At 70.0% G+C, this 25,339-nt stretch carries 29 protein-coding genes; 14 read left to right on the forward strand and 15 right to left on the reverse strand.

Features of this window, described 5'->3' with window-relative positions:
* The 3 genes from ABD256_RS16680 to ABD256_RS16690 are packed head-to-tail and all read right to left on the reverse strand — an operon-like array spanning position 1 to position 3,337.
* Positions 1-1,026, reverse strand: coding sequence for an autoinducer 2 ABC transporter substrate-binding protein (locus ABD256_RS16680; protein ID WP_344418784.1), 1,026 nt, complete (start codon positions 1,024-1,026; stop codon positions 1-3).
* A 35-nt stretch (positions 1,027-1,061) separates the two neighbouring features.
* Complete coding sequence (locus ABD256_RS16685; RefSeq protein ID WP_344418787.1) at positions 1,062-2,543, reverse strand: rhamnulokinase; 1,482 nt, start codon at positions 2,541-2,543, stop codon at positions 1,062-1,064.
* A complete protein-coding gene (locus tag ABD256_RS16690; protein ID WP_344418790.1) occupies positions 2,540-3,337 on the reverse strand; it encodes a DeoR/GlpR family DNA-binding transcription regulator in 798 nt (265 codons plus the stop codon). Before ABD256_RS16690 ends, ABD256_RS16685 begins: the two co-directional genes overlap by 4 nt.
* Positions 3,338-3,570: 233 nt before the next feature.
* Here ABD256_RS16690 and ABD256_RS16695 point away from each other — a divergent pair, with 233 nt between their 5' ends.
* The 3 genes from ABD256_RS16695 (at position 3,571) to ABD256_RS16705 (ending at position 6,234) form a co-directional block, all read left to right on the forward strand.
* The gene (locus tag ABD256_RS16695) at positions 3,571-4,104 is read left to right on the forward strand and encodes a MarR family winged helix-turn-helix transcriptional regulator (protein WP_344418792.1); all 534 of its coding nucleotides are present in this window, start codon (positions 3,571-3,573) and stop codon (positions 4,102-4,104) included.
* The gene (locus ABD256_RS16700; protein WP_344418794.1) at positions 4,104-4,925 is read left to right on the forward strand and encodes an EamA family transporter; all 822 of its coding nucleotides are present in this window, start codon (positions 4,104-4,106) and stop codon (positions 4,923-4,925) included. The genes ABD256_RS16695 and ABD256_RS16700 overlap by 1 nt, the downstream gene beginning before the upstream one ends.
* A gap of 292 nt (positions 4,926-5,217) precedes the next feature.
* Positions 5,218-6,234 carry a S1 family peptidase gene (locus tag ABD256_RS16705; protein ID WP_344418796.1) on the forward strand — a complete coding sequence of 339 codons (1,017 nt, stop codon included), beginning with the start codon at positions 5,218-5,220 and terminating at the stop codon, positions 6,232-6,234.
* Between the two features lie 68 nt (positions 6,235-6,302).
* Here the strand turns inward: ABD256_RS16705 and ABD256_RS16710 are convergent, their stop codons facing one another.
* The 3 genes from ABD256_RS16710 to ABD256_RS16720 all read right to left on the reverse strand — a co-directional run bounded on the left by ABD256_RS16710 (position 6,303) and on the right by ABD256_RS16720 (position 8,797).
* The gene (locus ABD256_RS16710; protein ID WP_344418798.1) at positions 6,303-6,680 is read right to left on the reverse strand and encodes an STAS domain-containing protein; all 378 of its coding nucleotides are present in this window, start codon (positions 6,678-6,680) and stop codon (positions 6,303-6,305) included.
* Between the two features lie 94 nt (positions 6,681-6,774).
* Positions 6,775-7,584, reverse strand: coding sequence for a pentapeptide repeat-containing protein (locus ABD256_RS16715; protein ID WP_344419211.1), 810 nt, complete (start codon positions 7,582-7,584; stop codon positions 6,775-6,777).
* 1 nt (position 7,585) lies between these two features.
* On the reverse strand, positions 7,586-8,797 hold the full coding sequence (locus tag ABD256_RS16720) for a glycosyltransferase 87 family protein (protein ID WP_344419213.1): 1,212 nt from the start codon (positions 8,795-8,797) through the stop codon (positions 7,586-7,588).
* A gap of 148 nt (positions 8,798-8,945) precedes the next feature.
* Here ABD256_RS16720 and ABD256_RS16725 point away from each other — a divergent pair, with 148 nt between their 5' ends.
* From ABD256_RS16725 to ABD256_RS16740, 4 genes are all read left to right on the forward strand, one after another.
* A complete protein-coding gene (locus ABD256_RS16725; RefSeq protein WP_344418800.1) occupies positions 8,946-9,971 on the forward strand; it encodes a hypothetical protein in 1,026 nt (341 codons plus the stop codon).
* A 115-nt stretch (positions 9,972-10,086) separates the two neighbouring features.
* A complete protein-coding gene (locus ABD256_RS16730; protein WP_344418803.1) occupies positions 10,087-10,290 on the forward strand; it encodes a hypothetical protein in 204 nt (67 codons plus the stop codon).
* Between the two features lie 16 nt (positions 10,291-10,306).
* Positions 10,307-11,047 carry a VOC family protein gene (locus tag ABD256_RS16735; RefSeq protein WP_344418806.1) on the forward strand — a complete coding sequence of 247 codons (741 nt, stop codon included), beginning with the start codon at positions 10,307-10,309 and terminating at the stop codon, positions 11,045-11,047.
* A 60-nt stretch (positions 11,048-11,107) separates the two neighbouring features.
* Positions 11,108-11,554, forward strand: coding sequence for a hypothetical protein (locus ABD256_RS16740; RefSeq protein ID WP_344418808.1), 447 nt, complete (start codon positions 11,108-11,110; stop codon positions 11,552-11,554).
* Here ABD256_RS16740 and ABD256_RS16745 read toward each other — a convergent pair.
* Positions 11,551-12,039, reverse strand: a complete 489-nt coding sequence (locus tag ABD256_RS16745; RefSeq protein WP_344418812.1) for a DUF1453 domain-containing protein — start codon at positions 12,037-12,039, stop codon at positions 11,551-11,553. The genes ABD256_RS16740 and ABD256_RS16745 overlap by 4 nt on opposite strands.
* A 79-nt stretch (positions 12,040-12,118) precedes the next feature.
* Here ABD256_RS16745 and ABD256_RS16750 point away from each other — a divergent pair, with 79 nt between their 5' ends.
* Positions 12,119-12,706: a TetR/AcrR family transcriptional regulator gene (locus ABD256_RS16750; RefSeq protein ID WP_344418815.1), complete on the forward strand. Its 588-nt coding sequence runs from the start codon at positions 12,119-12,121 to the stop codon at positions 12,704-12,706.
* Here the strand turns inward: ABD256_RS16750 and ABD256_RS16755 are convergent, their stop codons facing one another.
* Positions 12,707-12,883 (reverse strand): hypothetical protein, encoded by a 177-nt coding sequence (locus ABD256_RS16755; protein WP_344418818.1) that lies wholly within the window; start codon positions 12,881-12,883, stop codon positions 12,707-12,709.
* 375 nt (positions 12,884-13,258) lie between these two features.
* Between ABD256_RS16755 and ABD256_RS16760 the strand changes: the two genes are divergently transcribed.
* The 3 genes from ABD256_RS16760 (at position 13,259) to ABD256_RS16770 (ending at position 16,288) form a co-directional block, all read left to right on the forward strand.
* A complete protein-coding gene (locus ABD256_RS16760) occupies positions 13,259-14,851 on the forward strand; it encodes a coagulation factor 5/8 type domain-containing protein (RefSeq protein ID WP_344419215.1) in 1,593 nt (530 codons plus the stop codon).
* Between the two features lie 184 nt (positions 14,852-15,035).
* Positions 15,036-15,491 carry a hypothetical protein gene (locus ABD256_RS16765; RefSeq protein ID WP_344418821.1) on the forward strand — a complete coding sequence of 152 codons (456 nt, stop codon included), beginning with the start codon at positions 15,036-15,038 and terminating at the stop codon, positions 15,489-15,491.
* A gap of 146 nt (positions 15,492-15,637) precedes the next feature.
* Entirely contained in the window at positions 15,638-16,288 is a 651-nt protein-coding gene (locus ABD256_RS16770) for an O-methyltransferase (protein ID WP_344418824.1), read from the forward strand.
* A gap of 53 nt (positions 16,289-16,341) precedes the next feature.
* Here the strand turns inward: ABD256_RS16770 and ABD256_RS16775 are convergent, their stop codons facing one another.
* The 3 genes from ABD256_RS16775 to ABD256_RS16785 are packed head-to-tail and all read right to left on the reverse strand — an operon-like array spanning position 16,342 to position 20,113.
* On the reverse strand, positions 16,342-16,779 hold the full coding sequence (locus tag ABD256_RS16775; RefSeq protein ID WP_344418827.1) for a VOC family protein: 438 nt from the start codon (positions 16,777-16,779) through the stop codon (positions 16,342-16,344).
* 44 nt (positions 16,780-16,823) lie between these two features.
* Complete coding sequence (locus ABD256_RS16780; protein ID WP_344418829.1) at positions 16,824-18,020, reverse strand: class I SAM-dependent RNA methyltransferase; 1,197 nt, start codon at positions 18,018-18,020, stop codon at positions 16,824-16,826.
* Complete coding sequence (locus ABD256_RS16785; RefSeq protein WP_344418831.1) at positions 18,017-20,113, reverse strand: APC family permease; 2,097 nt, start codon at positions 20,111-20,113, stop codon at positions 18,017-18,019. The genes ABD256_RS16780 and ABD256_RS16785 overlap by 4 nt, the downstream gene beginning before the upstream one ends.
* A 117-nt stretch (positions 20,114-20,230) precedes the next feature.
* On the opposite strand from ABD256_RS16785, the gene ABD256_RS16790 reads away from it, so the two are divergent.
* Both ABD256_RS16790 and ABD256_RS16795 read left to right on the forward strand, forming a co-directional pair.
* Complete coding sequence (locus ABD256_RS16790) at positions 20,231-20,896, forward strand: potassium channel family protein (RefSeq protein ID WP_344418834.1); 666 nt, start codon at positions 20,231-20,233, stop codon at positions 20,894-20,896.
* Positions 20,896-21,552 (forward strand): potassium channel family protein, encoded by a 657-nt coding sequence (locus ABD256_RS16795; protein WP_344418837.1) that lies wholly within the window; start codon positions 20,896-20,898, stop codon positions 21,550-21,552. The genes ABD256_RS16790 and ABD256_RS16795 overlap by 1 nt, the downstream gene beginning before the upstream one ends.
* A gap of 522 nt (positions 21,553-22,074) precedes the next feature.
* On the opposite strand, the gene ABD256_RS16800 is transcribed toward ABD256_RS16795, so the two are convergent.
* Both ABD256_RS16800 and ABD256_RS16805 read right to left on the reverse strand, forming a co-directional pair.
* Positions 22,075-22,812: a DUF3159 domain-containing protein gene (locus ABD256_RS16800; RefSeq protein ID WP_425546465.1), complete on the reverse strand. Its 738-nt coding sequence runs from the start codon at positions 22,810-22,812 to the stop codon at positions 22,075-22,077.
* Between the two features lie 46 nt (positions 22,813-22,858).
* Complete coding sequence (locus ABD256_RS16805; RefSeq protein ID WP_215543077.1) at positions 22,859-23,236, reverse strand: OB-fold nucleic acid binding domain-containing protein; 378 nt, start codon at positions 23,234-23,236, stop codon at positions 22,859-22,861.
* A 104-nt stretch (positions 23,237-23,340) separates the two neighbouring features.
* Here ABD256_RS16805 and ABD256_RS16810 point away from each other — a divergent pair, with 104 nt between their 5' ends.
* Complete coding sequence (locus ABD256_RS16810) at positions 23,341-24,051, forward strand: alpha/beta hydrolase (RefSeq protein WP_344418850.1); 711 nt, start codon at positions 23,341-23,343, stop codon at positions 24,049-24,051.
* A gap of 119 nt (positions 24,052-24,170) precedes the next feature.
* On the opposite strand, the gene ABD256_RS16815 is transcribed toward ABD256_RS16810, so the two are convergent.
* Positions 24,171-24,842, reverse strand: a complete 672-nt coding sequence (locus tag ABD256_RS16815) for a DUF3710 domain-containing protein (protein ID WP_344418852.1) — start codon at positions 24,840-24,842, stop codon at positions 24,171-24,173.
* Positions 24,842-25,339, reverse strand: coding sequence for a dUTP diphosphatase (gene dut, locus ABD256_RS16820; RefSeq protein WP_344418855.1), 498 nt, complete (start codon positions 25,337-25,339; stop codon positions 24,842-24,844). Before dut ends, ABD256_RS16815 begins: the two co-directional genes overlap by 1 nt.

Raw genomic sequence — 25,339 nt, forward strand, 5'->3', positions numbered from 1 at the left:
TCAGTAGCTGAACCGGTCGGCGTTGTCCTTGGTGATCACGAGCGGGTCGCCGAGGAGCAGTGTCTTGGTGGCCGCGTCCCATTTCACCGCGGGCAGCTTGTCGCTCACCTTGTTCACCGGCTGGAACTGCTTGCCGGAGGCGAGCTGGTCACCGGCCCACGCGGTGAGGTAGCCGAGCTGTTCGACGTCCCACAGGATCGAACTGGACGACGAACGGTCCGCGAGGTACGGCTTCATCGACTTCGGCGTGCCGAGGCCGACGGTGAACACCTTGCCGATCCGGTTCGAGTCCTTCACGGCCTGCGCGACACCGGGCGCGGACGAGGTGCACTCCCCGATCAGGCCGGTGAGGTCGGGGTGCGCGTTCATCAGATCCGCCGCCATCTGGGTCGCCTTGGCCTGGTCCTCGCCCGCGTACACGGTGTCGACGATCTGGGCTTCCGGGTACTTCTCGGCGGTGTACTGCTTCTGCACCTTGATCCACGAGTTCAGGTTCTCGGCCGTCTCTCCACAGGAGACGATCGCGTACTTCCCCTTGCCACCCATGGCCTTCAGCATCGCGTCGGTGAGCGCCTTGCCGATCTGCTCGGTGGAAGCCTGGTTCACGAACGCGTCGCGGACCGAGTTGGGTGCGTCGGTGTCCGAGGTCATCACCTTGATGCCCTTGTCCTGCGCCTCCTTCAGCACCGGCGCCATCGAGTTCGGGTCGTTCGGCGCGACCACGATGACCTGCACCCCGCGCTGGATGAACGAGCGCACGATCTGCGTCTGCGCGGCCGCGTCGGCCTGCGTCGGGCCCTGGTAGAGCCAGGTCGCGTCGCCGAGCGCCTGCTCCGCGCCCTTGCCGCCGGTGTTCATCGCCTCGAAGTACGGGATGCCCTGCAGCTTCGGCACGAACGCGATCTGGTGCTTCCCGCCCGCGTTGGTCCCGGCACCCTGGCCGGTGTTCTTCTGGGTGCAGCCTGCCGCGGCCAAGGTGGCGACGAGGCCGACGGCAACCGCGGTGGTCCGGATCGCTGTCCTCATGCGGGTCATCCCTCTCTTCGGCGGATTCTCGTAAGTCAGGGACCATCGGCACTGGTCAGGCTCTCCAGCAGGACGGCAGCCGCGGCCCAGTCGTGCCGGGCGTGCGGCTCGTACTCGGTCAGGTCGGCGGAGTTCTCGACGGCGGCCCGGATTTCGGTGACACCGCTGAATTCCCCGAGCGCGGCGAGCTGGACCGCCGCGTTGCCCATGGCGGTGGCCTCCACCGGTCCACATCGGACCGGCAGGCCGGTGGCGTCCGAAGTGAGCTGCGACAACAGGGCGTGCCGCGCGCCGCCGCCGACGATGTTGACCGCGACGGGCCTGGTCCCGGTGACCGCGGTGATCGCGTCGAGCACCCGCCGGTAGCCGAGCGCCAGCGAGTCGATCGCGCAGCGGGCGATCGCGCCGACCGTCGAGGGCACCGGCTGCCCGGTCCGCGCGCAGTACTCCTGGATGCGGCGCGGCAGGTCGCCCGGCATCAGGAACTCGGTCGAATCCGGGTTCACCACGCTGACCAGGCCGGGTTCGGCGCGCGCGAGTTCGGCGATCTCCGCGTACCCGAGATCGGCGCCATCGCGGCGCCACTGCTTGCGGCACTCCTGCAGCAGCCACAGCCCCATCACGTTGCGCAGCAAGCGGATCGTGCCGCCGTAGCCGCCTTCGTTGGTGAGGTTGACCGCCTTCGCCGAGGCGTCGACGCGGGCGCTCGCCGTCTCCACGCCGACGAGCGACCAGGTCCCGGACGAGATGAACAGCGCACCGGGTTCGGTGAACGGAATCGCGACGACCGCGCTCGCGGTGTCGTGTGCGGGCGGCACGATCACCCTGGCCGCCGACAGCGCACCGGTGAACCCGCCACGGAGCTCCCCGACGTCGGTGCCGGGCTGGACCACCTCCGGCATCAACCGGTCCGGGATCCCCAGCGCGGTGAGCAATCCCGTGGCCCAGCGGCCGGTGCGCATGTCGAGCGCGCCGGTGGTGGACGCGGCGGTGTACTCGGTGCTGGTGCTGCCGGAAAGCAGGCGGTGGAAGACGTCCGGCATCATCAGCAGCTTCTCCGCCGCCGCGACCCGGCCGGGGTGGTCGTGCAGATCGGAGGTGAGCCCGAAGATCGTGTTGATGGGCATCAGCTGGACACCGGTCGCGTCGTAGATCGCGTCCGCTCCGACCGCGTCGACAGCGCGCTTCATCGCGTCGAGCTGGCGCGGATCCCGGTAGCAGGTGGGCGAGTCGACCAGTCGTCCGTCCACACGGAACAGTCCATAGTCGACACCCCAGGCGTCGACGCCGACCGAGTCGACCACTCCGCCGCCCGCGTCGAGCCTGGCGAGCCCCGCGGTGACCTCGCCGGACAGGGTGTCCATGTCCCAGCGCAGGATCCCGTTCTCGGTCCGGGGGCTGTGCGTGAACCGGTGCGCGATGTCCACTTCGAACCGGGTCCCGTCGAACCCCGCGCGCACCACCCGGCCGCTTTCGGCACCGAGGTCGACGGCGGCCACCGTCCGCGCCACCGTCATGCCGTGCCACCGAGCGTGCGCTCGATCTCGGCGACCCGCACCGGAACCCCGATCGCCGCCCAGTCCGTGACCACCTTCGGCGGGATCCCGTCGTCGGTGATGAGCGCGTCCACGCGATCCGGCTTCACGAACGGGTGAATGGCGAAACGGCCCGCCTTCGAGGAGTCGAACACGCCGTAGACGCGGTCGCACACGCCCGCGATGAACGCCTTGGTCTGTGCCTCGTCCGGGCTGACGTCCATCAGCCCGTTCTCCGGCGAGAGGCCGACGAGCCCGAAGAAGCCCTTGTCGATCCGGCCGCGCCCGGTCAGCAGGTCGCCGATCGGGCCGACCATGGATTCCGCGGAACGGCGCAGCACACCACCGGGCATCAGCACCATGGAGTTCGTCTGCTCCATGAACAGGGTCGCCACCCGGAGCCCGTTGGTGATCACCACCAGGTTCCTGCGGTCGACCAGTTCGGTGGCGACGTGGTAGGCGGTGGTCGAGGAGTCCATCGCGATCACGTCACCGTGCTGGACCAGTTCGGCCGCGCGGCGCGCGATCGCCCGCTTCGCCGCGTGCGAGTGCCGGACGCGCATGGCCCACGCGCCCTCGTCGGTGGTCCCGACCCCGACCGCGCCGCCGCGAACCCGGCGCAACAGGTTCCGCCGCTCCAGCGCGTCGAGATCCTTGCGCACCGTAACCGCCGACACGCCGAAACGGTCGCTCAGCTCGTTGACCGAAACCCGGCCCGAAGCTTCGAGGTCGAGCAAGATGCCCTGCTCACGCTCGAATTCGTCGAGTGATCGCACAGCGCAACCCTCCCGAACTCCGCCGGTCGCCGTTGATCCAGGTGAGCAGGGAATCTGCCACCGGCGAAATTGGGAGTCAACACCGCGAAAGGAAATGAAACCCGTCTGGTTTCGAAAGGGTGCGATCAAGGCTTCGCGCTACTCCGTTCGGCCGTCGCCAACCACAGTGGCGCGGGCGAGGAGCCATCGCCAGCGAGGTTGCCCGTCTGCCCACGAGTTGATATGCATGAGTCATGCATGACAGGACGGCGAACCTGCTCGGTGCCACCGCGCTGGCGGTGGCCGACCTGACCCTCGGCGAGGCCACCAAAGCGACCGGGCTGAGCGCGAGCGGCGCATCGGCGCTGGTGGTGCTGGCAGGCTCGCCCGAGGTCAGCGTCACCGAACTCGGCAAACGCGTCGGCCTCACCCAGTCCGCCGCGGCGCGGATGGTCGACTCGCTGGAGTCGGCCGGTCTCGCCAAGCGGCACGCCGGGCGGGGACGCGCCGTCGCCGTGCGGCTCACCGCTGGGGGACGCGAGGCCGCGCGCTCGGCGCTCACCGCGCGCGGGACGCCGCTCGCCGGACTGCTCGACGGCCTGGACGCCGAGCAGCGCGACACCCTCGCCGGACTGCTCGAAATCCTGCTCTCCGGTGCCTACGACCGCGTCCGCGACGCCGAACTGCTGTGCCGCCTGTGCGACCGGGCGAGCTGCACCGCCGACGCGGTCTGCCCGGTGGGACAGGCCGAACGCGACGCCGCGCGGTGTCCACAAGGGACGCCGTGATGGGTTCCTTGCTGGCACTGGCATCCGCACTCTGCTACGGCGTCGCGGACTACGCCGGAGGGCTGCTTTCCCGCCGTGCCAACCCGGCGGCGATCGCGCTCACCGGGCAGGTGAGCGGGCTGGTGCTCGCCGTGCTCGTCGCGCCGTTCGTGCCGAGCCCCGGTGTCGCGCTCGCCGACCTCGGCTGGGGAGCGCTGTCCGGGGTCGGCACCGGGCTCGGCATGGCGTTCCTCTACAAAGGACTGAGCAGGGGCGCGATGAGCGTGGTCGTGCCGGTGAGCGCGGTGGGCGGGGTCGCGCTGCCGGTGCTCGCCGGCGTGGCGCTGCTCGGCGACCGGCCGACGCCGCTCGCGTGGACCGGGATCGCGGTGGCACTGCCCGCGCTGTGGCTGGTGTCCCGCAAGCGCGGCGAGGGCACCGACCCCGCCGCCGTGCCCGACGCGCTGATCGCCAGCGTGGGAATCGCGCTGCAGTACCTCGCGCTCGCGCAGGCGGCACCTTCTTCGGGGATCTGGCCGATCGTCGCCGGACGGCTCGCGGCGTCGCTCACGGTCCTGCCGATGGCACGGTCGGCGGAACGCCCTTCGCCGCGGCTCGGCGCCGCCGCCGCGCTCACCGGCGGGATCGCCGCACTCGCGCTCGTCTGCTACCTGCTCTCGGCGCGCTACCAGATCGTGAGCATCGCCGTGGTGCTGTCGTCGCTGTACCCGGCCGTCCCGGTGCTGCTCGGCGTCACCGCACTTCGTGAACGGCTCACCTGGCCGCAGGCGGCGGGGCTGCTCGGCGCCGGTGCGGCGATCGGGCTCCTGACCCTAGGCTGATCGGCGCCGATTCCCTTGAATTGCGCCCCGCAATTCAAGAATTTCCCCATTTATGGTAAAGCTTTGGCAAAGTGTTGCCGGATTCCGTCCGTACCAGTGGTTCTGCCGTTCGGCCCAGTGTCATAAGTGCAGCTAGATCACAAGGGTGGAATTGCCCGGAGCTTTGGTTAATAACCAACCTTGGTCGGTAGCGGCCGGTATGACACGCGCTCCATGATTCCACGTGCTCCGGTTCCACTGCGCGTCCCCTTCGCGCACGTTCTCCACCCTGCTCTGATCCAGGAGGATGTTGATGGCTCCCAAGAAGTCCCTCGCCGGTTTCGCCGTGTTCGCGGGCACCGCGCTCGCGTTCAGCATGTCCCTTCCCTCGGCCAGCGCGGCCCCGAGCGTCTCGCTCGCACAGGCACAGCAGTTCGCGATCAGCCAGGCGGACCAGGTCGCCGACGCGCTCGGCTCGGCTTCCGGCGGTTACTACCTCGACCACGGCAAGGCCGTCGTGAACGTGCTGGACGGCGCGGCCGCTCAGCAGGTCGAAGCGGCGGGACTGACCGCCAAGCAGGTCAAGCACAGCTTCGCCGCGCTGACCGCCACGAAGAACGCGCTCGACGCGGTCAAGGGCGTGCCGCAGACCGCGTGGGGCATCGACACCAGCACCAACCAGGTCGTCGTGAAGATCTACGACGCGGCCAGCCCCGCCACCGCGGCCAAGGTCACCTCGGCCGCGCAGCAGCAGGGCGACAAGGTCCGCGTCGAGCACCGGACCGGCAAGCTCGAACTGCACATCGCCGACGGCGACGCGATCCAGAACAACCAGGGCCGCTGCTCGCTCGGCTTCAACGTGACCAGGGGCGGCTCGCCGTTCCTGCTCACCGCCGGGCACTGCACCAACCTCGGCGGCACCTGGTCCGGCGGCGACGTGAGCGGTGCGGAGGTCGTCGAAAGCGACTGCCCCGACGCCGACTCCGGCCTGCTGACCCGCCCGAACGGCACCGGCCCCGGCGAGATCAACACCGGCCAGCAGATCGACAAGGCGGGCGAGCCGACCGTCGGCGAGCAGATGCAGAAGCAGGGCTCGACCACCGGCGGTGGCGGCGGCCAGATCACCTCGGTCGACGAGTCGGTGAACTTCGACGTGGGCGTGCTCAACCACGAGTTCGGCACCACGGCCCACACCGACCACGGTGACTCCGGCGGCCCGGCCTACGACGGCTCGACCGGTCTCGGCACCCTGTCCGGTGGCGACACCCAGACCAGCTACTTCTACCCGCTGACGCTCGAACTGCAGGCGTACGGCCTTTCCCTCGCCTGAGCCCTTGCCCGTTGAGGCCCGCTCGCCATCGGCGGGCGGGCCTCAACCGCGTTTCGCGCGCGGAAGTACTACACCCGCACCGCGAACAGTGCTTCCTCCAGGGATTCGTAGACGCTGAGCACGTCGGCCACCCCGGCCATCCGCACCGCGCGGAGCGGATCTCGCCCCAGCCCGCAAACGCACAGTTCGGCGTCGACGTCATCGGCCATCCGGTCGCCTTCGATCAGCGCGCGCAGACCGGCGCAGGAAAGGAAGCCGACCTCGCCGCAGTCGAGGAGGACGAACCTCGGCACGGGCGGGCACAACGCCGAGGACAGCCGCGCGCCGACTTGGTCCACAGTGGACAAATCGACGTCGCCTGCCAGCTCCACCAGCACCGTCTCGTCCCCGAGGCGGGTGGTCGTGACCGACAGCCCGCCTGGCGTGGTTTCCGTCCCGAGACGCATGGCTCGCCCTTCCGCTGGTCTTCCGACCGTAAGCGCGCCGCGATGGCGGCACAACCCTCAGCGGTGCCGATTAACCATACGAGCGAAAATCCCGTCAAGAATTGACTGCACGCGACCAGTGGCCCGGACGTTCGAGCGAGGCGGGGATCTTGGTCGCCGAATCGCCCTTCGCCGCGTTGAGCTGGGCCTGGGTGACGAAGAAGCTGCCCGTCAGATCCGCGGCGCGGAGATCGGTGCCACGGAGGTCGGCGCCGATGAGATCGGCCAGCCGCAGGTCGGCACCGCGCAGGTCCGCCCCGATGAGGTACGCCCCGCGCAGGTTCGCGCCGCGCAGATCGGCCTTCCGCAGCTTCGCGCCGATGAGGTCCGCGCCACGGCGCTCCTTCTTCTTGGTCCGGAACTCCGCGCGGACCGCTTCGCTCGTCCGCAGGAGCAGGACGTTGACCTCCTCCCGGTGCGCGGCGATGTCCAGCGCCAGCAACACTTCCGGGCTCTCCCGCGCGAACGCTTCGGTCTTCGCCAGCACCGCGCGAAGGTCTTCGGCCGGGCGGAGCACGATCGCTTCGGCGAGGTACCACTCGAGTTCGTGTAGCTGCCGCATCACCCCGAACACGGCGTACATCTCGTTCGCCGTCCCCGGTTCCGCGCGCCAGCTCGTGCCGCCGTAGGTCACCTGCGAAACCCGTTGCCCCGCACCGAAGCACTCGAACACGGTGCAGCCAGCGAACCCCTTTTCCCGGAGATCGCGGTGGATCCCGCAGCGGAAGTCCGCCGCCAGGTTCCGGCATGGTTCGCCGATTTCCTTGTCCACCGCGAAATCCGCGGACCTGGTGAAGGCGAGCGCGACGCAGCACAGGCCGAAGCAGTTGGCACAGTCGGACTTCAGGTCCCCGACGAGCGGCAGCTCACGCAAGGCCGGCACCTCCTTCACGGCAGGCGGCAGCCTCCGGCGCCACGGGAATCCGGTCGCGCGCCGGACGCAGCGCCAGCACGGCGAGCGCGCCGAGCCCCACCAGCACGTAAGACGAGCCGAGGAGGTGCTGCCACCACGCCCAGTTCAGCTCGGCGCCGCCGTCGGGCAGGTACGCGTGCGCACCGACCGCGTACACCAGCAGCACCGCGGCGGTGAGCGCGCGGCCACGCCACGTCGAGCCGAAGCGGTGGGCCATCGCGATACCGGCGGGCACCACCCACACCCAGTGGTGCGACCAGCTCACCGGCGACGCGAGCAGTCCCCCGACCGCGATCGCGAGCAAGGCCGTCACGTCGTCGCCGGCGGCACGCGCCCGCGCGGCCGCCGTCACCGCGAGGCCGATCGTGAGCACGACCAACGCGAACCAGAGCGCGCTCAGCACCGTCCCGTCGGGCAGGAGCCGGTGCAGGATCGCCTGGTAGCACTGGTTGAACGGGTACGTGACACCGCCGATGCGCTCCGGGTGCAGCAGCACGCCGAACCAGTAGTCCGCGGTGTCGGACGGCGCGAGCGCGTACCCGGCCAGCCCGAACCCCGCGAACGACGCGACCGACACGGCCGCCGCCCGGTACTGCCGCCGCACCAGGAAGAACAGCACGAACACCGCGGGCGTCAGCTTGATCGCGGCGGCGAGACCGACCAGCAGCCCGCGTGGCCACCGGGTGCGCGGCAGCAGGCAGTCGAGCGCGACCAGGCCCATCAGCAGCAGGTTGACCTGTCCGAACTCGACGGTCTTGCGAACGGGCTCGAACAGCAGCGACACGGCCGCGGCACCGGAGCCGGCGATCGTGGCCGCCCTGCCCGTCCCGAGCAGCCGCCGGGCGACCAGCGCGGTCGTCGCCACCAGCGCGGCGACGCTGACCAGCGTGATCGTGAACTTCGCCACCTGCCACGGCAGCGCCGACACGGGCGCGAACAGGATCGCGGCCAGCGGCGGGTAGGTGAACGGCAGCGGCAGCACCGGGACCAGCCGCGGGAAGCCGTCGGAGTAGAGGCCGATGCCGTGCAGCCACGCGTACCCGCCGGCGCGGTAGACGTGCAGGTCGAGGAAACCGCCGCCGATGATCGCGAACACCACGAAGGAGACGGCCGTCACCGCGATTCCCGCCAGTGCGATCCGCCGCTGCCGCGCCTTCGCTTTCACCTCGGACAAGCGGGCTCCCCAGCAACGGACGGCGGATCACCCCAGTCTAACCGGGCCGTTTCCGCACCTGATCCACGGGGAACGGCGTAACGGCAGGTCTCCTGCGGCGATGAGGTGGTGTCGAGTCGCTCTGGAGGGGTCGTCCACGATGGATGAACGGGAGATCGAAACACACCCGGAACTGATGGACCCGGATTGGCAGAGGTACGCCGAACGCGAAGCGTGGACCGAGGTGCGGAAGTCGCGGCGCCGCCGGACCCTGCGGCGGATGCGGCCCCGCAAGCCGGGGAAGCCGGTGCTGCGCGCGCGGAGCTGGATCGTCGGCGGTCTCGTCGCCGTGGTGCTCATCGGTATCGCCGTAGTCCTCGTGCAGCGATCCGCGAACCCGGACGCGTCCGCGTCGCGGAACACGTTGCCCGACCGCGCGAAGGTCGATTTGAAGGCACCCTTCGCGAACACCCCCGCCGACGCGTGGCGGGACGGCGCCGCCGGGTTCACCGCGCCCGCTCCCGTCGCGATCGGAGGGTTCAGCGCGAAGGAGGTCGGCGACGCCTACGAGCGCGTCAAGCAGGTGATCACCGCGTCCGATCTCGACCGCAAGATGCTCGAAGGTCACGACACCAGCGCCTATCTCGCACTGCTCGCACCGAACGAAGCCAAGCGGGTCAAGGAGATCCTGGACGGCACCGACGGCGGGAAGACCTCCACCTTCGTGGTCAGGGTGGCCGACGGCTTCCACCTGCTGCCCACCGGCCCGCGCCTGAACGGGAAGCTCAGCGCTCGTCACGGCGACGATCCGGGTGAGCTGGTCGTGCACACCGCCTACGTCATCGCCTACGCCTTCGACGCACCTGACCCGGATTCGCTCACCGGGCCAGGTGACCACGTCGTGTTCCACAAGGTCGAGGGCGATTTCGTGCTCCGGAAGGGTGCGCGCTACGAGGCCGCCGACCAGGGCCTGTCGTCAGGAGATTCGCAAGGCGGCGAGACCTATTCGATGGCCTGCGACGCGAACGCCAGGGGTTTCCTCGCACCGGCGTACAGCGAAAAACGCGACACCGACGCGTTGCCCGGCCCGAAGGAGACCAACATCTTCGATCCCGACAAGCCGGTCGACGCCGTCGACACCTGCGGGCCTCCGCCGAGCGCGACGACACCCGCGCCGAGCCGCTAGGTGCCGAACACGTGCACCCCGAGCAGCTTCCGGTCCGATGTGGACACCACCGGAACGTCATCCCGGTCAACCTTTCGGGGCCGGCGCCCGTAGGAACGGACATGGAACGGTCCGCATGACCACGGTGGAGCACCTGCGATCCGCCCTGCGCGCGGTGCGTCCACCGGACGGTTTCCGCCCGGTCGACCTCGGGCGGATCGTGGCGGCGGGCGGCCGGATCCGGGTGCGCCGCAGGATCGTGGCAGGCGCGGTCGTGCTGGCCGTCACGGCCACTGGCATCTTCTCGCGGAAGCGACGGGATAAGCTGAGCCTTACCTAAACTGGGAGGCGCAGACATGTCCGAGTCACCGAAGTTCGACCATCTCCTGCACTGCGTGCCCGACGTGCACCGCGCGGTCGCCGACTACACCTCGGCCGGGCTCCCCGCACACGTGAACCCGCCGCATCTCGGGATGCGCAACGGCGCGTGGCGGCTCGACACCCGGTACATCGAGATCCTGACCGTCGAAGACCGCGCCGAGTTCTCCGCATCCCCGTTCGGCATCGCGATCGCCGACTGGATGCCCGCGATCGACTCGCTGATCGGCAACGGCGGCGGCGCGCTCAACTTCGCGATCCACGTGACCGACGCGGCCGAGACCGCGGACCGGCTGCGCGAGGAAGGGCACCGCCCGGAACTGACCACCTTCACGCTCGAAGGCTCGCCGGTGTCGTTCCACGAGGTCGTCCTGAAGGGCGCGCCGGACTGGGCGCCGTTCTTCATCACCTACTCCCCCGCGCCGGAGGTGCTCATGCGCCAGGCACCCGACGGGCGCGTCAACCGCGGCGAGCACGATCTGGCCGGGTTCGTCGTGGAGACCCCCGATCCGGAGGCGTCCGCGGCCTGGTTGAGCCGCGTCGCGCGGGTGCCGCTCGACCCGACGGGCCGGATCGCCGAACTCCCCGGCGGCCACGTGCACTTCGCCCCCGGCAGCGCCGACCGGATCACCGCGCTCCTGCTCACCGGCGGCCGCCCGCCCGCCACCACGCTCCACGGGCTCACCGTTTCAAATGTGACATCGAAAGTAGATGCGTAACAGGGCGATCTGTGGTCTGATATGCCCCGACTCGCCGGATTGAGCCAAAAGGGGCAACGGATGAAGAGCGTGGTCTGGTGGTCCATCGGGCTGCTGTTCGGACTGGCGTTGATGGCGCTCGGCGCTTTCGGGACCGGCGACAGCGGCGGCGTGCTGTGCGGCAGCGAGGCCATGCGGCCCGGCACGTACTGCGAGACGACCTCGTACGGCACGAAGTCCCGCAAGAGCTACGAAGAAAAGCGGCAGGAAGCGATCGACGCCGCGAACACCTTCAAGTCCGGTGGCCGGTGGGTCACGCTCGGGATCGGCGCGGTGGTCGCGGCCGGGTGCGGATGGCGGCTGGCCGTCGCGATCCGGCGCAGGCGCGACCGCGGCTCCGACACGGTCACCCAGCAGATCCTGCCGGGATTCGCCCAGCCGCAAGGATTCCCGCCCGCGCAGGGATTTCAGCAGTACCCGCAAGCACCGCACCCGCAGGCCGGGTACCGCCCGCCGCGGCAGTACTAGACCCACCGCCGCCTGGCGGGTTCCGGGGCGAAGCGCACCCCCAATGCCTTCGCCCTGAACCCGACCACGGCGGCCTCCCCGATGAGGCTGATCCCGACCGACAGCACGATGGGGCGCGCTTCCTCGTGCGCGCCGAGCGCGACCCCGAGCACGCCGAGCCCGAAGCTCGAAGCCGACGCGATCAGCCAGACCGCCACCGTCCACTTCGTATACCGCTGCCACAGCCCACCGTCGCGTTCGGACAGCAACGTGGTGGTGCCGCGCAGCCCGCCGAAGACGAGCCCGACAACGGTGCCCAGTACGAGCCAGCCGATGTCGAGCCCGCTGAACTCGGGCACCTTCGTCAGCTCGTAGGCCCCGATCCCCAGCAGCACGACCGGGGACACGAAGGCGTCCCGCGCGGTCAGCGGGCCACCGCGGAACCGTTTGACGACGAGCACCACGACCAGCACGCCCACCACGACAAGCCAGAAGACGCTCGGCACAGGCGTTCCCTTCCCCGCAATCATTATTTATCCCAGTTGAGATAAATCGAAGATATCACAAGTGGGATATCATGGGTCGATGCCCAAGGTCGTCGATCCCGAACTCCGCCGCACCGACATCGCCGAGGCCGTGTTCCGCCTCGTCGCCCGCGAAGGCGTGCAAGCCGCGTCGCTGCGCAGGGTGGCGGCCGAGGCCGAGCTCAACGTCGGCTCGGTCCGCCACTACTTCGCGAGCCACGAGGACCTGCTGATCTTCGCCGCCGAAACGATGTACGCGCGGGTCACCGAGCGCGTCGGCGAGCACGTCGCCGCCCTGGACGCCGGTGCCGACAAGCGCGCTTCGGTGATGAAAATGCTTTCCGAGTTCCTGCCGCTCGACGAGCGGCGGCGGGACGAGACGACGATCAGCTTCGCGTTCCTCGCGGAGTCGCGGCTGAACCCCACGCTCCGCGCGCTCGCCGAAAAGATGCACCGGGGACCCCGCACCCTGGTCAGGCACATCCTGCGCGCCGCGCGCGTGCAGGACGTCGAGACGAACACGGAACTCGTCTGCGCGGTGCTCGACGGCCTGGCCTTCAACGCCGTGCACGTCGAGGGCGCACCGGAGGGCGAGCGGTCCACCGAGGTGGTCGGCAAGCTGCTCGACCACCTGGTGGCCGACCGCTGATCAGGAGTTCACGGCGGCCGGGCCGAGCAGTTCGAGCGTGCTGTCGAGCCGCGATCCCGCGCTCTTGAACAGCAGGATGGCCACGGGCCCCGGCCGGTAGGCGACCCGGCCAGCTCCGCGCGCAGGTTCGCGACGATCACCGTGGCGTGCCGCGGCCATCGCGGTCGCGGCCCTCACCGATCGCGGTCATAACCGGGCGACGAAAGTCGTCACCCGGACGGCGCAGCCCTCGAACGGATCATTGTCATGAGCGATCAAGGTCCGCGATACTTTGTTGCCAGTACCAACAAAATAGTCCGGCTGCTACCGGGTTACAGTGCTGGTGCCAGCCAGCAGGTCGTCGAGGAAGCGGGAGGCTCGCGCCATTTCGTCCACCGAGCGAGCGGAACGTGCCACTTCCCTCAAACGTCCACTGCGGACAGTACGCCGCTCCGGCAGCGGACGGGCACCGGCGGACCGGCCCAGTCAGCCGCGGTGAACTCCGCCGCCGACCCCGGCAGCGCACCGGGCACTCCCGACTTCGGGCCGAACGTGATCGTGTTCGACCCATCGATGCCCGCTTCGCGGATCCAGGACGAACTGGACTCCGTCTTCGCGTGCCAGGAGAGCAACCAGTTCGGCGGTGAGCGATTCGCGCTGCTGTTCAAGCCCGGCGCCTACGACGCGGACGCCAACGTCGGGTTCTACACCCAGGTCGCCGGGCTGGGCCTGAGCCCGGACGACGTCACCATCAACGGCGCGGTGCACGCCGAGGCCGGCTGGTTCGACGGCAACGCGACCCAGAACTTCTGGCGCTCGGCGGAGAACCTGTCGGTGAACCCGGTCGGCGGCACCGACCGGTGGGCGGTGTCGCAGGCCGCGCCGTACCGCCGCATGCACCTGCGGGGCTCGCTGCAGCTCGACGACGGCGGCTGGTCGAGCGGCGGCTACCTCGCCGACTCCGTTGTGGACGGACAGATCCGCTCGGGCTCGCAGCAGCAGTGGATCTCGCGCAACGCGCGCTGGGGAAGCTGGCAGGGGTCCAACTGGAACATGGTGTTCGTCGGCGCCGAGAACGCGCCGGCCACCAGCTTCCCGAACCCGCCGTTCACCACAGTGGACAAAGCGCCCGTGGTGCGGGAAAAGCCGTTCCTCCACGTCGATGACACGGGCGCCTACCAGGTGTTCGTCCCCGCCCTTCGCCACGACGCGCGCGGCACGACGTGGTCGGGCGGCACGCAGCCGGGGTCTTCGCTGCCGATCGGCGAGTTCTTCATCGCGAAGCCGGGCGACTCCGCGTCGACGATCAACGCCGCGCTCGCCACCGGCAAGCACCTGCTGTTCACCCCCGGGGTCTACCACCTCGGCCAGGCGCTCGAGGTGGACCGGCCGGACACCGTGGTGCTCGGGCTCGGGCTCGCCACGCTGGTGCCCGGCAACGGCGTCGCCGCGATGCGGGTCGCCGACGTCGACGGGGTGAAGGTGGCCGGGCTGCTGTTCGACGCCGGGCCGGTGAACTCCCCTGTCCTGCTGGAGGTCGGCCCGGCGGGCTCGGCCGGGTCGCACGCGGCGAACCCGGTGTCGCTGCACGACGTGTTCTTCCGGGTCGGCGGCGCCGGCGTCGGCAGGGCCACCACGAGCCTGGTGATCAACAGCTCGGATGTGCTCGGCGACCACCTGTGGATCTGGCGTGCCGACCACGGTGACGGCGTCGGCTGGGACATCAACACCGCGGACACCGGGCTCGTGGTGAACGGGGACGACGTGACCGCGTACGGCCTGTTCGTCGAGCACTACCAGAAGTACCAGACGATCTGGAACGGCAACGGCGGGCGGACGTACTTCTACCAGAACGAACTCCCCTACGACCCGCCGGACCAGGCCGCCTGGATGAACGGCGGGACGAAGGGGTACGCGGCCTACAAGGTCGGCGACGGCGTGACGAGCCACGAGGCGTGGGGACTCGGCAGCTACTGCTTCTTCAACGTCGACCCCGCCGTCGTCGCGGAACGGTCCTTCGAAGCGCCGGAGACCGCCGGTGTCCGGTTCCACAGCGTGGTGACGGTTTCGCTCGGCGGGACCGGCACGATCAACCACGTCGTCAACGACCGCGGCGGACCGTCCGATCCGGCCACCAACGTCGCCAACCTGAGCGGTTTCCCATGAGCACCCCGGCAGGCCCGCCGGGGTCGCGGACGGGCCGGTGAGACTGCGCCGACACGCTGGCTGATGACGTCAACGGATAACCTCCTGGCTTGCCGGGCATTCCTGCAGCAAACTGGTGACAACCCCGTGCTCGCGCTGGTCGCGCACGCCGGGGCGTTCGGCGTCGGAGGGGATGGGGCTCGGGGTGAGCGGAAACGCGGTCGGTCGTCGCGCGGCGGCCGTCGTGGTACTCGTCGGGGTGGCCGTGGGCGGCTTGGCGTTCCTGTGGCCGCTGTCGGTCTGGACGCATTCGGCGCTCATCGACGGCGCGGCGCGGGTGGACGAGCGGTTCATGCGCGTGGACGAGGCGGCCTGGTTCGTGGTCGGTCTCGCCGCCGCGGCGGGGCCCGCACTGCTCGCGCTGATGATCGGGCGCTGGCGGCTCACGCTGATCGCCGCGGTGCCCGGCGCGATCATCACGAGCTGGCTCGGGTGGTACCTCGTCTCCGGCCTCGGCGGCGCGGACACCCTGTTCCCGCAGGGGACCGTCGAACCGGGCCTGTGCGCCTGGGGCCTGCTGGCGGCCGGCGTGCTGATCCTGGCCGGGGCGGCGGTCGAGTACGTCTCCCGGCGCCGGGAGCACCCGCCCGCGGGAAGCTGAATTTGTCACGGGCATGAGCCGTCCAAGACCGTGAATCAGTAATCGGCTCATACATAAATTGACGCACTGGAGTTGCCGGGCGCTTTGTAGTACTTCTTGACTTCCCGAACAGCGCCGATCTTGACGAAGAAGATGATGGAGACGTCATGGAAACCGACTCCACCCAGGACACGAGCACGATCGAAAAGCTCATGTGGGAAATTTACGAGTACGTCAAACAACGGCATGCTCCGGTCTACGAAGGCGGCGCGACCGCGGCCGAAGCGGTTTACCTGCAAGAGCTTGCCCGCAGGACGAAGGCCGGCGTGGTCGCCGAGATCGGGTTCAACGTCGGATTCTCCGCGATGGCCTTCCTCGAAGGTCTTCCCGAGGTCAAGGTGGTCTCATTCGAGATCGACAGGCGAATTTCGGTCGATCTCGCCAAGGAATTCATCGACGCGCGTTATCCGGACCGGCACGAACTGGTGCTGGGAAACTCGCTGGACACCCTCCCGCGTTATGCCGAGGACAAGCGGGAGCAGCCCGATCTCGTATTCGTCGACGGTGGTCACGACTACGACGTCGCCTACGCCGACATCCAGAACAGCAGGAAGATCGCGAAACCGGGGGCGATCGTGGTGGTCGACGACATGGTGCCGTGGCGCCCGTGGGGCGTCGGCCCGCACGAAGCCTGGTACGAGGCGGTCAAACGGGGGCTGGTCGAGCCGATCGAGTACGTCTCGGACGGGGTGGTCGTCGACGAGATCGCCGAGCCCGCCGACCGGGCGTGGGCCACGGGACGGTTCACCGCGCTCTGAACCGACGGCGCCGGTCGAACGCCCCGCGTCTTGAGCGGGGCGTTCGCGCTCGTTCATCCCACGCAGAACTCGTTGTCCTCGGGGTCCTGCAGCACGACCGCGTAGTAGTCCATCTCGGGCCGGTCCAGCACCTGCAGCACGGTGGCACCGGCCGCGACGAGCCGCTCCACCTTGACGGTCACGCGCCGGGTGCGCTCCGGGAGCGGGACCTCGCGCCCGCCACCGACCTCGAGGTCGAGGTGCACCCTGTTCTTCACCGTCTTGGGCTCCGGCACCTGCTGAAACCAGATCCGCGGCCCGCGCCCCTCCGGATCCACAATGGACTCCGGCGTGTCACCGGCACCCTCCGGCAACTCCTCCGGCGGCACACCCATCTCCTGCCAATAGCCACGCCAGGTCGCGTGCCCACCCGGCGGCGGCTGCGGCACGTAATCCAACGCCTCCACCCAGAACGACACCAGCCGCACCGGATCCGCACAATCGATCGTCACATTCGGCACCATCACCAGAGCATCGCAGCAGGCACCGACGAAAATCACTGCAGCAGCGCCACGCACTCCACGTGGTGGGTCATCGGGAACGCGTCGAACGCGCGCAGATCGGAGAGCCCGTACCCGTGCCCGGCGAAGATCGCGAGATCGCGCGCGAGTGCGGCCGGGTCGCAGGCCACGTACACGATCCGATCCGGCTCGCCCGCCGCGATCGCGTCCACGACGGCACGGCCCGCACCCTTGCGCGGCGGGTCGAGCACCACCACGTCGACCGGTTTCTCGGCCTGGGCCACCACGTCCTCGACGAGCCCGCTCGACCACTTGACCTGCGGGAGATCCGCGAGGTTCGCCTCGCCGTCGGCCACCGCGCGCCTGCCGGACTCGACGGCCCGCACCCGCCCCGCCGGGCCGACCTGCTCCGCCAGCACCGAGGCGAACAGCCCGACGCCCGCGTACAGGTCCCACGCCACCCCGCCGCGCGGTGCCTCCGCCCACTCCCCGACGACAGCGGCCAAGGTCTCGGCGGCCGCGGGGTGCACCTGCCAGAAGCCGTGCGCGTCGAGCCGCCAGTCCCGCCCCGCGGCGCGCTGGACGGCCTCTCCTCCGCTGATCCGGTGCGACCGGACCCGGCCGCGCCAGGTGTTCTGCTCGCGCACGTGGACTTCACCGCCGGCGTCGCGGGTGACCTCGATCTCGCTGCCGGGACGCCAGGTTTCGGCCAGCACGCCGCCGAGCGCGCCCGGCACGGTGATCGGGCAGTCGTCGAGCGGGATCACCCGGTGGCTGCGGTGCTCGCGCAGACCCGCGCGCCCGTCGCGGCCGGCGACCAGCCGGACCCGCGTGCGCCAGCCGAGCGGTCCGCCTGGCAGCTCCTCCACCAGCACCTCGCGCTCGATCCCGGCGAGCCGGTGCAACTGCTCTTCGACCACGGCGGCCTTGAGTTCCCGCTGCAACGCGGCGTCCGCGTGCTGCCAGTCGCAGCCGCCGCAGCCGCCGGGCACCGCGACCGGGCACGGCGGCTCGACCCTGCCCGCCGACGCCTCGTGCACGGCCACCGCGTCCGCGCGGCAGAACGAGCCGCCCTTGTCCTCGGTGACGGTCGCGGTCACCCGCTCACCGGGCAGCGCGTGCCGGACGAACACCACCCGTCCGTCCACTCTGGACACGCAGTGCCCGCCGTGCGCGACGGCGCCGACCTCCAGCTCCAGCTTCCTGCCGAGCCAGCTGGCCACCTCGGTCATCCAGTTTTCTCCTTGTCCGGCTTGGGCGGCTCCGGAGGCTTCGGAGGCTCTGTCGCCTTCGGAGGCTCTGTCGCCTTCGGTTTCGCAGCAGTGGCGGCGCGCCCGGCGACGTAGAGGCCACGGCGCACGTCACCGGCAGCGGGCCGGACACGGCGGTTGCGCTCCTTCGCCTTCTCCGACGAGGCGAGCTGCCACGGCACGCTCGTCACCATGACGCCCGGCTGGAACAGCAGCCTTCCCTTGAGCCGCAACGCACTCTGGTTGTGCAGGATCTGCTCCCACCACCGGCCGACCACGTACTCCGGGATGAACACGGTGACCACGTCGCGCGGGTTCGCGCCGCGCTTGCGCTTCACGTATTCCAGTACCGGCCTGGTGATTTCCCGGTAGGGCGACTCGATCACCTTGAGCGGCACGGAAAACTTGTGCCGATCCCAGTCCGCGACCAGCGCACGGGTGTCGGCGTCGTCGACGTTGACGGTGACCGCCTCCAGCACGTCGGGACGGACGGCCTTGGCGTAGGCGAGCGCGCGCAGCGTCGGCCGGTGCAGTTTGGACACCAGCACGATCGCGTGGTTGCGCGAGGGCAGCACGGCCGGCGCCTGGTCGGCCTCGGCGAGCTCGTCGGCGACGCGGTCGTAGTGCCTTCGGATCGCGGTCATCAGCAGGAAGATCGCCACCATGGCCGCGATCGCGATCCACGCGCCGAGCAGGAACTTCGTGATGAGCACGATCACCAGCACGGTCGAGGTGAGGGTCAGCCCGACCGCGTTGACGGCCTGCGAGCGCCGCATCCGCCGCCGGACACCGCCATCGGTTTCCTTGGCCAGCAAGCGGTTCCAGTGCCGGATCATGCCCGCCTGGCTCACCGTGAACGACACGAACACGCCGACGATGTAGAGCTGGATCAGCTTGGTGACCTCAGCGTCGAAGGCGAAGATCAGCACCAGCGCGAACGCGGCGAGAAAGAGGATGCCGTTGGAGAAGGCGAGCCGGTCGCCCCTGGTGTGCAGCTGGCGCGGGAGGTAGCGGTCCTGCGCGAGGATCGAGCCGAGCACCGGGAACCCGTTGAACGCGGTGTTCGCGGCGAGCAGCAGGATGATCCCGGTGCTGAACGAGATGTAGTAGAAGGCGGGCGGGAAGTCGGCGAACACCGCGTGCGCGATCTGCGCGACGATCGTCTTCTGCTCGTAGCCGGCGGGAGTGCCGGTGAGCTGGCGCGCCGGGTCCTCGGCGTACTTGACGTCGGTGACGATGGCCAGCGTGATGATGCCGATCAGCATCGTCACCGCGAGCACGCCCATCATCAGCAGCGTGGTGGCGGCGTTCTTCGACTTCGGCTTCTGGAACGCGGGCACGCCGTTGCTGATCGCCTCGACCCCGGTCAGCGCGGCGGCGCCGGAGGAGAACGAGCGCAGGATGAGGAAGACGAACGCGAACCCGGTGAGCGACTGCTCCGCGTGCAGCTCGAAGCCCGCGCTCTCGGCCTTCATCTCGGTGCCGCTGAACACCTCGAACAGGCCCCACACCACCATGCCGAAGATGCCGATGATGAACCCGTAGGTCGGGATCGCGAACGCCTTGCCCGATTCCCGGACGCCACGCAGGTTCAGCGCCGCCAGCAGCGCCACGATGGCCACCGCGAACAGGACCTTGTGATCGGCGACGAACGGGATCGCCGAGCCGATGTTGGCCACACCGGACGAAGTGGACACCGCGACGGTCAGCACGTAGTCCACCAGCAGCGCGCTCGCCACCGTCAACCCGAACTTGCCGCCGAGGTTGGTGCCCGCGACCTCGTAGTCGCCGCCACCGCTGGGGTAGGCGTGCACGTTCTGCCGGTAGGAGGCGACCACCACCAGCATGACCAGCGCGACGGCCACCCCGATCCACGGCGCGTAGGCGTAGGCGGACAGGCCCGCCACGCTCAGCGTCAGGAAGATCTCCTCTGGCGCGTAGGCGACGCTGGACAACGCGTCCGAGGCGAAGATGGGCAGCGCGATGCGCTTGGGGAGGAGGGTGTGCGCCAGCCGGTCACTGCGGAACGGGCGGCCGAGGACGAGCCTCTTCAGCGCGGTCGGGAACTTCGACACCGCCGAAGCGTAACGGCACACTCGACACGGTAGGTTCTCCGCTGGCGTGTCGCCGTCGGAGAAGGCTCACCGGAGGACATCTGCCCACCGGAGGAACTGACCAGAGGAGGCTCACCCGTGCACGTGGTGATCATGGGCTGCGGCCGGGTCGGCTCGTCGCTGGCCGCGGCGCTGGAGCGGCTCGGCCACGATGTCGCCGTCATCGACAAGAGCCAGCAGTCCTTCCGCAGACTCGGCAGCGACTTCCACGGCCAGCAGATCGTCGGCGTCGGGTTCGACCGCCGGGTGCTGATCGAGGCCGGGATCGAGCACGCGGGCGCGTTCGCCGCGGTGTCCAGCGGCGACAACTCGAACATCATCTCGGCGAGGGTGGCGCGGGAGAACTTCGGCGTCGAGCACGTCGTCGCGAGGATCTACGACCACAAGCGCGCCGCGGTCTACGAGCGGCTCGGCATCCCGACCGTGGCGACCGTGCCGTGGACGACCGACCGCTTCCTGCGCACCCTGCTCCCCGACGGCCAGGCCGCCGCGTGGCGCGACCCCTCCGGCACGGTCGCGGTGCTGCCGCTGTCGCTGCACGAGGAGTGGCTCGGCCGCAGCGTCAGCGAGCTGCAGGACGCCACCGGGGCGCGGGTCGCGTTCATCATGCGCTTCGGCACCGGGGTGCTGCCGGACCGGAAGACCGTCCTGCAGGCCGACGACACCGTCTACGTCGCCGCGCACTCGGGCACGGTCACCGAGGTCACGAGCGTCGCCCGCCACGCCCCCGAGGAGGAGAACTGATGCGGGTAGCGATAGCGGGCGCCGGCGCGGTCGGCCGGTCGATCGCGGCGGAGCTCATCGACGGCGGCCACCAGGTGATGCTGATCGAGCGCGAGCAGCACCAGTTCGAACCGGAGACGGTCGAGCAGGCGGACTGGGTACTCGGCGACGCCTGCGAGGTGTCGACGCTGGAGGAGTCCGGCATCCAGCTGTGCGAGGTCGTGATCGCGGCGACCGGGGACGACAAGGTCAACCTCGTGGTGTCGCTGCTGGCGAAGACCGAGTTCGCGGTGCGCCGCGTGGTCGCGCGGGTGAACAACCCCGCCAACGAATGGCTGTTCACCGACGCGTGGGGCGTGGACGTCGCCGTGTCGACGCCGCGCATGCTGGCCGCGATGGTCGAGGAGGCGGTCAGCGTCGGCGACCTGGTGCGCCTGATGACCTTCCGGCAGGGCCAGGCGAACCTGGTGGAGCTGACGCTGCCGCAGGAGACCCCGCTGGAGGGCAAGGCGGTCAGCGAGATCGACCTGCCCCGCGACGCCGCGCTGGTCACCATCCTGCGCGGTGACCGGGTGATCGTGCCGCAGCCGGACGACCCGCTGGAGCCTGGCGACGAGCTGCTGTTCGTGGCGTCGGCCGATATCGAACCCGACATCAAGTCCGCACTGGGCTACTGACCCCGCCTCCCCCGCCAAGGGGATTTCCCACGGGGAATTCCCCGAAGGCTCCCTTCAGGGCAACGCGACAGAAGCACCGAGCCGGAGCGGATCGGAGCGCGGCGATCGGAGCGCGGCGGGCGACCGGCCCCCGAGGCGGGCGATCGGGCGGAGCAGCGCGACCCCGCCGATTCTCTGCGGGGCACCTTCGAGGAATCTAACGCCGCGAACTCTCCCCTCGCAGCCAGGCCCATCGCCAAGCACATGCCCTGAAGGCGTCCCTCACGGCATCTAACGCCGCAAAGGGCACCCTCAGGGCATGAACAGCCCTGGCTCCACGCGTGCGAGGGCGGGAAAAGTGGCGTCAGAGTCCCCGGAGGTCACCGTGATGATGCGCGCGCGTCGATTCCGATGCGATGAGCGGAGCCGCCCGGGCTTGGTCCCCGAAGGCGCTACGAAATCCCGGCGCAAGCCCTCAAGGACGCCTTCACGGCATCACATGCCCCGAAGGGCCCCTCCGGGGCATGACGGATCGTCCGCGGGTCAGGCTTCGGTGGCGGGGGTCTGGCTGTACTTCGCGCGCAGGCGTTCTTCGACCTCGGCGTCGGTCTCTTCGTGCGGCGCCGCCTCGCGGAGCGCTTTGAGGCGCTTGTCGGAACGCCGCACGGCCCACACGACGACCAGCAGCGCCAGTGCGTACAGCGGATAGCCCATCGCGATCTTCGCGAACGCCAGCCAGCCCGTGTAGTCCTCGTTGTACAGCCAGCGCTGGACCACGAACCGCGCCGCGAACACCGCGGCCAGCGCCAGTGTCGCGATGTCGTAGCCGAAGCGGGACGGCTTGTCCTTGCGCCAGTCGGTGCCGGTGCGGTTGAGGAGGTTCCAGACCACCCCCGCCAGCGGCCAGCGGGCGAGCACGGACACCACCATCACCGCGCAGTAGGCGAGGCTCGTCCAGATGCCGAACAGGAAGAACCCCTTCGCCGACCCGGTGCGGTAGGCGATGAACGCGGCGATCGCGACCCCGAAGAAGCCGGAGATGGCGGGCTGCAGCGGCTCCTTGCGGACCACGCGCAGCACGGTGATCGCCACCGCGCTGCCGACCGCGGCCCAGATGCCGACCGTCAGCCCGAAGAACGCGTTCGCCAGCACGAACACGATGACCGGCAACGACGAGTAGAACAGGCCGGACACGCCGCCCATCTGCTCGAGCAGGGTCGGTTCCGGCTTCTCCTCGGTCTCGTCCCGCTCTGCCTGCTCGTCCTTGGCTGGTTCAGTCACGTGGTTCATGCCCTCGACGGTCGGGTGAGTGCCGCCGTCGCGGCACTCAGGATGTGGTCTGCAGCTCGTAGTACGGGTTGTACAGCACCTTCTGGCCGTCGCGCTCCGCCATCCGGCCCCGCACCTTGATGGTACGGCCGGGTTCGATACCGGGGATCCGGCGCCGCCCGAGCCACACCAGTGTCACGCCCTCGGTGCCGTCGAACAACTCCGCCTGCAGCGTGGCGGCTTCGTTGGTCGGGCACAGCTCCACGCTGCGGAGTCTGCCCAGCACGGTGACTTCCTGGCCGGACCTGCAGTCGCAGGCGCGCTGCGCCCCGCCCGCTTCGGATTCCTTGGAGAGGTCGTCGGCGTCGAGCTGCTCGACGTCCGTGGTCAGTTTTCGAACCAACCGGCTGAAGTAGCCGCCGTCTTTGGCGGGCATATGCGGTGCTCCTGTGCTCCGGGGCCCCCGACTGAAACGGCCCGTGCGTGATTAAGCGTAACCCTTCGACGGCAAGGGAAACCGACTTGGACGAAGATCGCAACGTGACCTTTGCTATCCCAGCCGGCACCGCTGTCGTGCTCCCGGGCACCGGCTCGGACGAACTGTTCGCCGGAGCCGTTTTCGCAGGTCCGCTGGCCGCGTTCGGCGTCAACGCGCAGTTGCCGCCACCTCCGGCAGGCGACCGGCTCGTCCCCGGCTACCTCGCCGCGCTGGACGCGGCCGCGGCAGCCGGGCCAATCCTCGTCGGCGGTATCTCGTTCGGGGCCCATCTCGCCGCGGAATGGGCGGTGGCGAACCAGGACCGCTGTGCAGGGGTGCTGGCCGCGCTGCCCGCCTGGCACGGCGCGCCGGGCGAGGCGCCCGCTTCGCTGGCCGCGCGCGCCTCGGCCGATCTGGTCCGCAGAACGGGCCTGGAAGCGACGCTGACGGCTTCGACGGCTGGCGTGCCGCGCTGGCTCGCCGACGAGCTCACCCGGGCGTGGCGGCGGCACGGGGACGGCCTGGCGGACAGCCTGCTCGCCGCGGCGGGCCACCCGGCCCCGGCGCTGACCGCGCTGGCCGCGCTTGACGTGCCCGTCGGCATCGCGGCCTGCGTCGACGACCCCGTGCACCCCGCCGCGGTCGCGCACGAGTGGGCGGCGGCGCTGCCCCGCGCGGCCGTCGTGGAAAGCACGCTGGCCGCACTCGGCGAGGACCGCGAGTCACTCGGCAGGGCCGCGGTACTGGCCCTGCTCACCGCCTTGCGGGATTAGTCCGCGACCTTCGCCGTGGCGAGCAGTGCGGACAGCCCCGGCGGCACCGCGAACAGCGTCGCGGTGCCGAGGAACACGAGCCATTCGGCGGAGGTCGGCGCGGTGTTCCTACGGTCTGGTCACTGCTGCGCCTGCTGGGCGGCGATGTGCTCGGCGACGGCGTCCGGCAACGTGATCGTCAGCGGGGTCCGCACCGGCATCGGCGAGTCGCCCCGGTCGACGACGGTGTGCCGCACGATCTCGCGCAGCACGCCGGGCGCGGCGGCCGACTGCGACTGCGGGCCCGCGATGACCCCGCGCAGCATCCAGCGCGGGCCGTCCACCCCGACGAACCGCAGCGCGACCTCGCCGACGATCGCGGACAGCTCGGTGCCCCATTCGCCGCGGCCGCTGGTGACCTTGGCGCCGTCCGACTTCAGCTGCTCGGCCAGCTCGTTCGCGACCTCGTTCCACAGCCCGCCCGACTTCGGCGCGGCGTAGGCGCTGACCGTGACCTGGCCCTGCTCGGTGACGACGTGCACCGCGCGCACGCCCCCGCTCGACGGGTCCATCTCGACCTGCACCTGCGAGCCGTCGGGAACCGGCACCCGCACCGAGCCGAGGTCGATCCGGGGGATTTCGTCCTCGGGCGCGTATTCGAGGTCGTACGGGCCCTCGGCGCCGTCGGGCAGATCCTCCAGCGCGTGGTCGGAATCGTCGTAGTCGTCCTCGACCCCGTCAGGCTCGGGCGCGGCGTGCCTGCCCCGGCGCTGCTCCGGCGCGGCGCTCTTCTTGCGTCCGAAAATCCCCACTAGCTCTCCGTTCCTTCCCCATGCCCGACCGCAGTGCTCAGCCTCGCGTGTCCCCCGGTGGACCCGTAGCCGCCGTCGCCGCGCTCCGAAGACCCTAGAGCCTCCAGCGTGCCGACCTCGACGAACCGGGCCTGCTCGACGCGCTGGACGACCAGCTGCGCGATCCGGTCGCCCCGCGAGAGCACGAGCGGCTCGTGCGGGTCGTGGTTGATCAAACAGACTTTGATCTCGCCGCGGTAGCCCGCGTCGATCGTCCCCGGCGTGTTCACCACCGACAGGCCCGCCCTCGCGGCGAGACCGGACCTGGGGTGCACGAATCCGGCATACCCGTGCGGGAGCGCGATCGCCACTCCCGTGCCGACCACCACCCGTTCGCCCGGCTCGAGCACGACATCGGCGGTGGTGACGAGATCGGCACCGGCGTCGCCGTCGCGAGCGTACGCCGGGAGCGGCACGCCGGGATCTGTTCGGGTGAGAGGGACCTGCACGATGGACAC

The organism is Amycolatopsis minnesotensis (genome assembly GCF_039529815.1).
Classification (GTDB): Bacteria; Actinomycetota; Actinomycetes; order Mycobacteriales; family Pseudonocardiaceae; genus Amycolatopsis; species Amycolatopsis minnesotensis.

What these genes read in the sequence shown, in the direction of transcription:
- ABD256_RS16725 (WP_344418800.1), top strand. Translation starts at nt 8,946, where the DNA reads ATGGATGAACGGGAGATCGAAACACACCCGGAACTGATGGACCCGGAT.
- ABD256_RS16705 (WP_344418796.1), top strand. Translation starts at nt 5,218, where the DNA reads ATGGCTCCCAAGAAGTCCCTCGCCGGTTTCGCCGTGTTCGCGGGCACC.
- ABD256_RS16700 (WP_344418794.1), top strand. Translation starts at nt 4,104, where the DNA reads ATGGGTTCCTTGCTGGCACTGGCATCCGCACTCTGCTACGGCGTCGCG.
- ABD256_RS16730 (WP_344418803.1), top strand. Translation starts at nt 10,087, where the DNA reads ATGACCACGGTGGAGCACCTGCGATCCGCCCTGCGCGCGGTGCGTCCA.
- ABD256_RS16780 (WP_344418829.1), bottom strand. Translation starts at nt 18,020, where the DNA reads ATGACCGAGGTGGCCAGCTGGCTCGGCAGGAAGCTGGAGCTGGAGGTC.
- ABD256_RS16770 (WP_344418824.1), top strand. Translation starts at nt 15,638, where the DNA reads ATGGAAACCGACTCCACCCAGGACACGAGCACGATCGAAAAGCTCATG.
- ABD256_RS16685 (WP_344418787.1), bottom strand. Translation starts at nt 2,543, where the DNA reads ATGACGGTGGCGCGGACGGTGGCCGCCGTCGACCTCGGTGCCGAAAGC.
- ABD256_RS16805 (WP_215543077.1), bottom strand. Translation starts at nt 23,236, where the DNA reads ATGCCCGCCAAAGACGGCGGCTACTTCAGCCGGTTGGTTCGAAAACTG.
- ABD256_RS16710 (WP_344418798.1), bottom strand. Translation starts at nt 6,680, where the DNA reads ATGCGTCTCGGGACGGAAACCACGCCAGGCGGGCTGTCGGTCACGACC.
- ABD256_RS16740 (WP_344418808.1), top strand. Translation starts at nt 11,108, where the DNA reads ATGAAGAGCGTGGTCTGGTGGTCCATCGGGCTGCTGTTCGGACTGGCG.
- ABD256_RS16750 (WP_344418815.1), top strand. Translation starts at nt 12,119, where the DNA reads ATGCCCAAGGTCGTCGATCCCGAACTCCGCCGCACCGACATCGCCGAG.
- ABD256_RS16795 (WP_344418837.1), top strand. Translation starts at nt 20,896, where the DNA reads ATGCGGGTAGCGATAGCGGGCGCCGGCGCGGTCGGCCGGTCGATCGCG.
- ABD256_RS16760 (WP_344419215.1), top strand. Translation starts at nt 13,259, where the DNA reads ATGCCCGCTTCGCGGATCCAGGACGAACTGGACTCCGTCTTCGCGTGC.
- ABD256_RS16680 (WP_344418784.1), bottom strand. Translation starts at nt 1,026, where the DNA reads ATGAGGACAGCGATCCGGACCACCGCGGTTGCCGTCGGCCTCGTCGCC.
- ABD256_RS16695 (WP_344418792.1), top strand. Translation starts at nt 3,571, where the DNA reads ATGCATGACAGGACGGCGAACCTGCTCGGTGCCACCGCGCTGGCGGTG.
- ABD256_RS16735 (WP_344418806.1), top strand. Translation starts at nt 10,307, where the DNA reads ATGTCCGAGTCACCGAAGTTCGACCATCTCCTGCACTGCGTGCCCGAC.